This window comes from Gemmatimonadaceae bacterium (genome assembly GCA_035533015.1).
Lineage (GTDB): Bacteria > Gemmatimonadota > Gemmatimonadetes > Gemmatimonadales > Gemmatimonadaceae > JAGWRI01.
In genome coordinates, this window is sequence record DATLUQ010000046.1 from 83,365 (window position 1) to 93,797 (window position 10,433).

The 10,433-nt window shown below is 65.7% G+C and carries 9 protein-coding genes; 4 read left to right on the top strand and 5 right to left on the bottom strand.

Translation table 11 applies throughout. The features are described 5' to 3' along the window. Positions 1-439: 439 nt before the first annotated feature. The 3 genes from VNF92_09075 (at position 440) to VNF92_09085 (ending at position 4,776) form a co-directional block, all read left to right on the top strand. Positions 440-2,269 (top strand): ATPase, T2SS/T4P/T4SS family, encoded by a 1,830-nt coding sequence (locus VNF92_09075; GenBank protein HVA58030.1) that lies wholly within the window; start codon positions 440-442, stop codon positions 2,267-2,269. 140 nt (positions 2,270-2,409) lie between these two features. Beyond that, the gene (locus VNF92_09080) at positions 2,410-3,561 is read left to right on the top strand and encodes a type IV pilus twitching motility protein PilT (GenBank protein HVA58031.1); all 1,152 of its coding nucleotides are present in this window, start codon (positions 2,410-2,412) and stop codon (positions 3,559-3,561) included. Between the two features lie 21 nt (positions 3,562-3,582). Continuing rightward, a complete protein-coding gene (locus VNF92_09085) occupies positions 3,583-4,776 on the top strand; it encodes a type II secretion system F family protein (protein ID HVA58032.1) in 1,194 nt (397 codons plus the stop codon). Between the two features lie 444 nt (positions 4,777-5,220). On the opposite strand, the gene VNF92_09090 is transcribed toward VNF92_09085, so the two are convergent. The 5 genes from VNF92_09090 to VNF92_09110 form a co-directional block, all read right to left on the bottom strand. Further along, on the bottom strand, positions 5,221-6,009 hold the full coding sequence (locus VNF92_09090; GenBank protein ID HVA58033.1) for a PDZ domain-containing protein: 789 nt from the start codon (positions 6,007-6,009) through the stop codon (positions 5,221-5,223). A 65-nt stretch (positions 6,010-6,074) separates the two neighbouring features. After that, positions 6,075-6,611: a hypothetical protein gene (locus tag VNF92_09095; protein HVA58034.1), complete on the bottom strand. Its 537-nt coding sequence runs from the start codon at positions 6,609-6,611 to the stop codon at positions 6,075-6,077. A gap of 15 nt (positions 6,612-6,626) precedes the next feature. Further along, positions 6,627-7,175 (bottom strand): sigma factor-like helix-turn-helix DNA-binding protein, encoded by a 549-nt coding sequence (locus VNF92_09100; protein ID HVA58035.1) that lies wholly within the window; start codon positions 7,173-7,175, stop codon positions 6,627-6,629. A 444-nt stretch (positions 7,176-7,619) separates the two neighbouring features. Then, a complete protein-coding gene (locus VNF92_09105; GenBank protein ID HVA58036.1) occupies positions 7,620-7,793 on the bottom strand; it encodes a hypothetical protein in 174 nt (57 codons plus the stop codon). 940 nt (positions 7,794-8,733) lie between these two features. Then, on the bottom strand, positions 8,734-9,111 hold the full coding sequence (locus VNF92_09110) for a cupin domain-containing protein (protein HVA58037.1): 378 nt from the start codon (positions 9,109-9,111) through the stop codon (positions 8,734-8,736). 120 nt (positions 9,112-9,231) lie between these two features. Here VNF92_09110 and VNF92_09115 point away from each other — a divergent pair. Then, a partial coding sequence (locus VNF92_09115) for a multiheme c-type cytochrome (GenBank protein HVA58038.1) occupies positions 9,232-10,433 on the top strand: 1,202 nt, incomplete at its 3' end.

The following is a 10,433-nucleotide window of genomic DNA, read 5'->3' on the forward strand; positions in this document are numbered from 1 at the left end:
TCGGTGGGGCTGCCACCGGATCCGCCACTGGGTTCCTTCAACCGGCTGGACGTCGATCGCGCGACCGTGGTGGAGCTGCAGCGGCTACCGGGAATCGGTCCAGCGTTGGCCGCTCGGATCGTCGCATACCGGGACTCGAATGGCCCGTTCGGCTCCATGGATCGGCTGCGGCGGGTGAAAGGAATTGGTCCCGCCACCGCCGCTCGCCTCGATTCACTCGTGTCGTTCTGGGGCCGACGGGGGCCGTAAGTCCACACCAGGCCAAGCCTTCACGGCGGGCGTGCGCTAGCGCACAAAACCGTCGCGCCGTGTGGGCGTAAGCCGTTCTTGACAGGGAGGTTACGGTAGGGCACCTTCCCGATTGCCGCGTTCGCGCCATCAATGTGTGTGATGGGGACGCTGCTTCCTGCCAATCGCTTCACCCCGTGACCCCAACGCCATGGCCGCACCCGTCGCTTCCAGCGAACGCATCGGCGACATCCTCCTCCGTGAAGGACTGATCTCCAAAGAGCAACTCGACAGGGCGCTCCAGGAGCAGAGGCAGAACGGCACGCGGGTGGGGTACAACCTCGTCAAACTCGGATTCATCCACGAAACGGAACTGACCAAGGTGCTCGCCCGGCAGTTCAAAATGCCGGCGGTGGATCTGTCCAAGTTCGAGGTCGATCCGCGCATCGCCAAGCTGATCCCGGGCGATCTGGCGCTCAAGCATCTCGTCCTGCCGCTCAAGCGCGAGGGGCGGACGCTCACCGTGGCGATGGCCGACCCGACCAATCTTGGTGTCCTCGAAGACCTCAAGTTCATCACGCGGTATGACATCTTCCCCGTGATCGCGGGTGAGTTCACGATCAAGAACGCGCTGGATAAGATCTTCGAGGACGCGGACCTGCAGATGACCTCGTTGCTCGACGACATCGAGGGAATGGGGCTCGATGGGGACGTCGAGGTGGTGGAGGACCGGGAGGAGGAGGTTTCGGCGGCGGCTCTGGCAGCGGCCGTGGACGACGCGCCGGTGGTGAAGCTCATCAACGCCATCCTCTCCGACGCCGTGAAGAAGGGAGCGTCGGATATCCACTTCGAGTGTTTCGAGAACGAGCTGCGCGTGCGCTACCGCGTGGACGGTGCGCTCAGCGAGGTGATGAAGCCGCCCAAGAAGATGCAGGCGGCACTGGTGTCGCGGTTCAAGATCATGGCGTCGCTCAACATCGCAGAGCGCCGCGTGCCGCAGGATGGCCGCATCAAGCTGAAGATGGGGAACAAGGTCATCGACTACCGTGTGTCCACGCTCCCCACGCTGTTCGGCGAGAAGATCGTGCTGCGTATTCTCGACAAGGGCAACCTGACGCTCGACCTCGAGAAGTTCGGCATCGAGCCCAAGGCCGAGAAGGATCTGATGGAAGCGGTGACGAATCCGTACGGCATGGTGCTGGTCACCGGCCCCACGGGCTCCGGCAAGACGACCACGCTCTATTCGGCGATCTCCAAGATCAACACGATCGACGTGAACATCATGACCGCCGAGGACCCCGTGGAGTACAACATGTTCGGGGTCAATCAGGTGCTCGTGCGCAACGAGGTGGGCATGACGTTCGCCGCGGCGCTGCGGGCATTCCTGCGCCAGGACCCGAACATCATCATGGTGGGTGAGATCCGCGATCTGGAGACCGGCAGCATCGCCATCAAGGCGGCGCTCACGGGCCACCTGGTGCTCTCCACGCTCCACACCAATTCGGCGCCGGAAACGGTCACGCGCCTCATGGATATGGGGCTCGAGCCCTTCAACGTGGCGTCGGCGCTCAATCTGGTGCTGGCGCAGCGTCTGCTGCGGCGCATCTGCCCCAACTGCAAGGAGAAATACACGCCGAGCGACGACGATCTGGCGATCGCGAAGGTGACGCGGAAGACGACGTTGCGCGAGTTGCGGTTTACCGACTACGCCATCGACGCGGCGCGGTTGCGGGCCACCAAGGAGGCGGCGCCGTATCTGGCCCATGTGACGCTGGACACGACGTTCGGCGAGTTGGCGTACTTCCGGGGCGTGGGATGCGACACGTGCGGTGGGAGCGGCCTCAAGGGTCGCCAGGGCGTATACGAAGTGCTGCCGATGACACCGGCCATCCGCAAGCTGGTGATGATGAACGTGGGCGCTGCCGAGATCCGCGATGCGGCAATCGAGGAGGGCATGCTCACCCTGCGCATGGATGCGTGGATGAAGGTGATGAAGGGCATCGCCACGATCGAGCAGATGTGCCGGGAGACCTCGGCGTAACAAACGGACGTCTATCTGCTGACGTCTGGCGTCCCTAGTCGTCTGTTCATCGCGAGCATCTGACGACGCGGGGCCACGGACCCTGGGCGCCAGAACGCAGAATACGACCGTCCCCCGCTGCCGCTCCAACCCAAGGATCGATGACGACCCCCGCATCCCCATCTTCGCTGAATCTCCGCGTACTGCTCGAGGAAGTGATCGAGCGCGGCGCTTCCGACCTCCACATCACGGCGGGCGAGCGCCCCAAGATGCGCATTGATGGTGACATCATCGATTCGAGCATCGAGGCGGTGCTGCAACCGAAAGACACCATGCAGCTGGCGTATTCGGTGCTCACGGAGAATCAGAAGAAGCGGTTCGAGATGGAGGACGAACTGGACTTCTCGTTCGGCATCCAGAATCTGGCCCGGTTCCGCGGCAACTGCTTCAAGCAGCGCGGCTGCGTGTCGATGGTCATCCGGCAGATTCCGTTCGACATCAAGACCTTCCAGGACCTGGGGCTGCCCAAGGTCATCAGCGACCTGTCGGACAAGCCGCGTGGGCTGATTCTGGTCACGGGCCCCACGGGCTCTGGCAAGTCGACCACGCTGGCGGCGATGATCGACAAGATCAACAAGGAAATCAAAGGGCACATCATCACGATCGAGGACCCGATCGAGTTCATCCACCGGCACCAGGGGTGCATCGTCAACCAGCGCGAGGTGGGTTCGGACACGAAGAGCTTCGGGGCGGCGCTCAAGTACGCGTTGCGTCAGGACCCCGACGTCGTCCTCATTGGAGAAATGCGCGACCTGGAGACCATCCAGGCCGGGCTGACGATTGCGGAAACGGGGCACCTGGCGTTCGCGACGCTGCACACCAACAGCGCGGCGGAGGCCATCAACCGGATCATCGACGTCTTTCCGTCGCACCAGCAATCGCAGGTGCGGGCGCAGCTGGCGTTCTCGCTCGAGGGCATCATCACGCAGACCCTGCTCCCGAAGATGGGCGGCAAGGGGCGGGCGATGGCGGCGGAGATCCTGGTCGTGACCCCGGCCATCCGGGCGCTCATCCGGGACGACAAGATCCATCAGATCTATTCGATGATGCAGTCGGGCAAGAAGTACGGCATGCAGACGATGAACGACGCCTTGTACAATCTGTACGTGACCCGGATGGTGTCATTCGACGATTGTATCAGAGCATCGCACGATCCCGTGGAGTTGGCGCGCATGTGCGGCGTCGCACTCGATGGGGCGGACGAGAAGAGGCCGGGGTCCCCCACGCCGAGCATAACGGGAACGAGGCGGTAATCACCGGAGGCAACAGGCGGCATGTCCACATTTTCGTACACGGCGCGTACGGCCAACGGCCAACTGAAGACCGACACGATGGAAGCGGCGACCCGCGACGAGGCGATCGCGAATCTCCGCCGGCAGCGGCTCACCGTGGTCAAGATCGACGAGAACGCCAGCAAGAAGAAGCGCATGGGCAAGATCAGCATGCGCGACATCGTGATCTTCACGCGACAATTCTCGACGATGATCAACGCGGGACTGCCGCTGGTGCAGGCGCTGGACATCCTGGCGCAGCAGAGCGAGAGTCCGGCGTTGCGTGATACGACGCGCCAGGTGGTGTTCGACGTGGAGTCGGGCCACACGGTAGCCGACGCTCTGCGCAAGCACCCCAAGGCATTCACGGAGCTGTACGTGAACATGGTGGCAGCCGGTGAAGCGGGTGGTATTCTCGACACCATCCTGCTCCGTCTGGCCGTGTTCATGGAAAAGAACGACGCCCTGGTGCGCAAGGTGAAGGGCGCGATGATCTACCCGGCCGTGATCATGAGTGTGGCGGCGACGGCCATCGCGGTGCTGCTGATCTTCGTGATCCCCGTCTTCCAGAACATGTTCTCGAGCGTGAACATCGCGCTGCCGCTGCCCACGCGCATCGTCATCGGCCTGTCGAACTTCCTCAAGAATTTCTGGTGGGCGGTGGGCGGGGGCCTGTTCGCGGCGAGCTGGATGTTCAAGCGCTATTACGCCACGCCCGACGGCAAGCTGGCCATCGACCGCATGGCGCTCCAGGCGCCGGTGCTGGGCGATGTGCTCCGCAAGTCGGCCGTGTCGCGGTTCACGCGTACGCTCGGCACGCTGATCGGTTCGGGGGTGAGCATTCTCGACGGGCTCGAGATCACGGCCAAGACCGCCGGCAACCGGGTGATCCAGGACGCGATCATGGAATCGCGGGCCAGCATCGCCGGCGGCGAGACGATCAGCGCGCCGCTCAAGAAGAGCAACGTGTTCCCGCCGATGGTGATCAGCATGATCAACGTGGGCGAACAGACCGGCGGTCTGGACGAGATGCTGTCGAAGATCGCGGACTTCTACGACGAGGAAGTGGACGCGGCGGTGAGCAACCTGCTGGCCCTCATGGAGCCGGCGATGATCGTGTTCCTGGGCGTGGTCGTGGGCGGCATGGTGGTGGCCATGTACCTGCCGATCTTCGACATGGTGAACGCGGTGCAGTAGGGCCAGGGCAAGTTATGATGCGCCCAAGTTTGTGGACTTGCGCGCTCTATCATAATTCTCTGTAACTTGCTGTACGGCATGGTGTTAGTGTGACCCTGCGAGTTCTCTCGTGACTGTCTGGGCGCTGTCTCGTAATCCCACTCCCGAGCCCGGGTGAGTTGTTTCGTAACTTCGTGGGGGCACGACCGGACGGGACGGTCCGCCGACGGCGACGTCGACCTTAGCCTCAATACGGCGCTCCGCAGATACATCGATCGAGTTCGTGCTGGCAATTGATCGCGGGGGCAGCGCCAAAGTCGGGCCGCCCGCCTGCTGGGCCTGCCGTATTCGACCCTTGAGAGCACCACGAAGCGGCTGGGCCTCCGAGTGCGTTCCTGTCGCAACCCACCGGAATGAGGCGCGTGCGTGGCGGCACACCCTCCGCCGCGGCGCGGATGCCGACCCTCAGCGCTCGCCTGCGAGCACAACGAGGGTGATCTTCGTTTGGCCGCGCCGAATGCCAAGTCGCACCGACTGACCGGGCGCGATCGCGCTCCACCGCCGTCCGCCTTCGGGCGTGGTGAGCAGAATGCCGCCGATGCTCTCCACGGTATCCCCGGCGCGAACGCCTGCCTGCGCCGCGGGGCCATCGGCGCGGACCGCGAATACCTCGGGCGCCTTGGCGAAAGACCAGATATCCGCCCCGTCCTGGCTCGATTGCACCGTGCACTGGCACGACAGGCCGACGCCGAGCCACCCCGGCGTGTGGACGCGGGGCGCCCCGCCAGTCCGCGCGGGCGGCCCCGCTGCTGCGGGCTTCGATGCGTGTGACTCCGCGTTCGCCAACTTCCCGCCCGTCGGCACGATGATGACCTCTCGGTCGCGCCCGCTACGGCGAATCGTCAAGCGGAGCGGGTGGCCCCGCTGCGCGTCGAAGAGATGCGCGCTTCCCTCGCGCGTCGTGATGAGCGCACCGTCCACGGCGACCAGCATGTCGCCATCTCGCACCTGTCCCGCCGCCGGCCCGTTCGGCCGGATGTCTCGGAGTTCGAGCTCACCCCCGAGTTGAATCCAGTCGTCGGCCGCATGCACGATCGCGTACGGCGCGATCATGCGCCCGATCCCGAGATCCGGACCGCTGCCGCCGGAGCCGCCGAACACCGCCTGCCCCCACGCCCGTCCGGCGGGGAACGCCAGGGCTGCCAGGACGATCACCGCCAGGATCAGGACCGTTTCGCGTCGATTCCGCCGCATATCGCCTCCGCCTCTGAGTTCGCGCCACGCGTATATGTGTCGACCGGTATGCTCTTCTTGGTGCCTCAGAACCAGTGGATCGTTGCATCGGCCCGCGTCGGCGCCGACGCCTCGTCATCGCACGGGGTCCACTCCGCCGACACTGCGGATGACAGCCGCGGGAGCTGCACCGCCGCGGCGCACAGAGTGGTCGCTGCCGATTCGCGCCCGGCGGCCAGCCCGGGGGTGGCCGGATGGGCGCGTGCGAGCGCCGCGAACTGGACCAGAGCGCCGACATACTCTGAGCCGGCGCGCTGCACGCGCAGCTCGGCGCTGCGCAGGTTGGACACCGGGGCCGGCCACGCCCGGGCCGCGTCGCCTTGCTCTACTCGCGCGCGTGCGCGGGACGCTCCGGTGATGTTCCCGGCGACGAACAGCGCGAGGGCAGCGGCCACGCCAGCGGCGTATGCGGCGTATCGTTGCCACCGCGGGGCCGGGAGCAGCCCGCGCCGGCGCAGCGCCCGCACCGCGCGGTCCTCTTCCCCGGGCGGCGCAGCGCTCTCCCACGAGAGCGACGCCAGGGGCGTCATGAGTTCCGGGGGGAGTCGATCATCGTCATCCATCGCGGTTCATCCTCTTCAGCGGAGCGCGCTTCGCATCGCGTGGCGCGCGTGAGTGAGTTGACTCTTCGAAGTGCCGGGAACAATTCCCATGAGCGCGGCGATCTCGTCGTGGGTGTATCCCTCAAGATCGTGTAGGACCATGACGGCGCGCTGCCGTGGGGGCAGCGCGTCCAGGGCCCTCGCCACGTCGAGGCCGTCGCCCGGCGGCGGGGCCCCGTCGGCGACGAACTCCAGCGCCGCGTCACCGGCCCACCGCTCGTTGCGTCGCAGCACCTCGAGCGCGGCGTGCGCCCCGATGCCACACAGCCAGGTGCAGAGAGTCGATTCCCAACGGAACCGGTCGAGCGCTGCGCACGCGCGCAGCCAACTCTCCTGCACCACGTCGTCCACCTCGTGGGCGTTGTGGCCGAGTAATCGCAGCACCACACCCCGCATCCGCGGCGTGTGTCTACGGTAGAGCAGTCGGAACGCCGCCTCGGATCCGTCCAAGTACTGCCGGGCGAGCGCCCGATCAGAGGCATCGGGAGGTGCCTTCATGACCGTGAGGGGCAGAAGACGCTTCAAAGGTTGCATGTGCCCCCGGGGCGCGCAATCGGAGCGGCGCCGAGCCCTTTCCGACGCCGCTCACGATATGTCGTGAGCCGCCTCAATTACGAGAAAGAGCGCGAGAAACTACGACGGAGCGCGCGACTGAATTACGATGGAAAGTGCGAATCCACGGACTGTCGGTTGGCGAGCTCTTTCGTAACTAGAAGCACGCTCACTCGTAGTTTCAGTCCCCCGCCAGCGCTCTCTTCTCGTAATTGTCTGTGAGCCTTCCCGCCGGGTCCGAGCTCGCGCCGCCGACGGCCGTCAGCGCGGGGGCCGGTCGGCGTGGGGGAGCATCCGTCGACAGATGCAGCGGTCGAAGTCCTGCGGGGCGATGCTCCGACTGCGGACGCAGAACTGCTGCGCCACCATCGCGACCGTCGGCGTGCCCCTCGATGTGCCTGCGGTGCTCCGCTTCGGCTACCGCGCCGCTTCGTCGTGGTGTTCCGCGTGGTGCTCGCGGACGTCGGCGGCCAGGAAGAACACGCCGAAGGCAGCCCACAGCAACGCCATGCCCCACGAGTGGACGCGCAGCGCTTCTATCAGCGACAGGCCGAAGAAGATGATGAAGACCGCGAAGTTGTTGGTGCGCATGACGGTGGTCGACGGATCTCGGAGTGCCGGGGCGACGGACGGACGGTCGGATATTTCGATGATTCAACGATAGAGTCTGTGCGCCGGGCAGTGCAGTCGGAGTTTCCCTCAGCGTCATCCCGCGTTCGCCCAACATGCGCCCCCCGCCGGGGAATCGGCGAAAGCGCTGGGCCCTACGGTGCCGGCTGGCCCCGGCCGGACTGCATCGGGGTCCGAGGCGGTGATGGCGGCAATACGTCGTATCCGTACCACCTGTAGGGCTACAACTTGTCTTGACCCTCCCACATCTGAGGCTGGGGGATTCTCGGGTTTCCGCGGCGGCCAGGCCCGTCCCGTGCCGGCAGGGCTGGGCGGTCGCCAAGGGCGGGCCGCCTAGGGTACGAGCGCAGCCGGTGGTGGGGTAGCGCGGAGATGATCGGAAGTGCCGGTGAACCGGACACTGCAATTGCCACCCGCGCGGCCGACGAATAGATCGAGACGGAACATGTGCCCGAGGTCCGCCCGCCTTCCCAGCAAGAAGTTCGCGGACCTGACGCCACGACCTCTGACGGCGAGCTCGGCAGGACTTCTCCGAAAGGGCAGCAGATTCACAGCGTCCGCTCCTCGCAGGCAACCAGCCCCTATCGTCCAACCCCTCGCGGAACAAGCACTTGGGAGCGGTTACGAGAGAATTCGCACAGAATCACGAGAGTGCGCGCAACCGAATTACGAGGGAGCGCGCAACAGCACACCGTGCCGCGCCGCACGTTACGGACAATTACGATAGAAGTCGCAGCGAGTTGGCGGAGAATTACGGTAGAGCGCGGTCCGAATTACGACAGAGCGCGCAAGTCCACACGCGGGTCCGGCGGCCGGTCGGCCTGGTCTGACTTTCATGGAATGGGGCCTGCTGACCCTATCCCGGCGGCCGGTACCGAAGATTCTGAGTCGTCGCCCGGCGTCAACAGGAATCGACGACCCGGATCTGGTCGGGGCCGTTAGGAACAACACACAGGAACTCGAACGGCGCCTCGACCACCTCGTAGCTGTGCGGCGCGCCGGCCGGGATGTACAGCGTGTAGTCGGGTCCCACGTCGTGCACGGTATCGCCGATGCGGATCCGGGCCCGGCCGCGCAGCACGTACTGCTCGTGCTCCACCTCGTTGGTGTGGAGCGGCATGCCCCCACCGGCGCCCATGATGAAGCGGCGCATCGCAAAATGGGGCGCCCCGCGGTCGGGACCCACGAGCACCTGCATCGCTGTAGCCGTGCCGGCTTTCACCGGATTGGCGGGCAGGGATGCGGCGGGGGCGACGAATGGTGTATTGTTGTCAACCATACGTGGACACTGCATCGGCGACGCACGTGTGGCAAGTAGGACCGGCCGTTCAGGTACCCCCCCATTACCCCGAGCCCGCCGTGCACCGCCTCGACAGTGGGCGGCGCGAGGAAGAGAACCATGCGCACGTCCTTCCGATCGGTGTTCATCGCGATAGTGATCGGCACGGCGCTCATCGTTGCCGCCCTCATCGTGAACTCCCGGCGCCCTGCGGTCGAAGTGCTCCAGCCGTCGGCCCAGCTCGTGGAAGCGAGTGGCAAATGCGCGGAATGCCATACGCGTGAGACCTCCGGCATCGTGGTCGAGTACCGGCGCAGCCACCACGCCCAGCAGGGGGTCACCTGCCTCGATTGCCACCGTCCGGTCAAGGGTCAGGGCACGATCGAGCACCGCGGATTCACCATCGCCGACACGGTGACGCCCGCCAATTGTGCGTCATGCCACGACGCGGAGTACAAGCAGTTCGAGCGCAGCCGCCACGCGGCCCCCGCCTGGGCCGCAGTGTACGGATCGGCGCCGTTCACGGCGGAGCAGGTGGCGTACGCCGAGAAGTACCAGCCCGGCGCCGTCAAGCGGCCGCCCAACGCCCTCGTTCAGTCGGAGGGGCCCGCGGCGATCAGCGCCGGGTGCGCCACCTGTCACGCCGTCGGCCGTCCGCATGCCGACGGGTCGATCGGTTCGTGCACGGTCTGTCACGCGCGGCACTCGGCGTCGGTCGAACTCGCCCGCCTGCCCACTACGTGCGGGCAGTGCCACATGGGCCCCGACCATTCGCAACTCGAGATCTACAGCGAGTCGAAGCACGGGGTGCTGTTCGCCCTCAGGCGCAACCAGCTCAACCTGGACGCCAAGCCGAAACAGCTCACCACCGCCGACATGTCGGTGCCTACCTGCGCGACCTGCCACATGAGCGGGCTCGGCGGGATGAACGTGACGCACGACGTCACCGAACGGCTGTCGTGGTATCTGTTCGAGGCGGTGTCGCAGCCTCGCCCCGACTTCGCCCAGGCCCGCGCCCGGATGCAAGAGGTGTGCGGCAACTGCCATGCCACGGGGCAGGTCAAGAGCTTCTACGCCCAGGGCGATTCGGTGGTCGCGGCGACCAATGCCAAGGTGGCGGCATCCCTAGCGCTCATGGACAGCCTGAAGGCGGAGGGCCTGCTCACCGCGGCGCCCTTCGATCAGCCGATCGACTTCGTGGCGTTCGACCTCTGGCATTACTACGGGCGCACCACCAAGCACGGGGCGTTCATGGGCGGAGCCGATTTCGCGCAGTGGCACGGCAACTACGAACTCCTGGCAAAGAGCGTCGAACTTCGCGC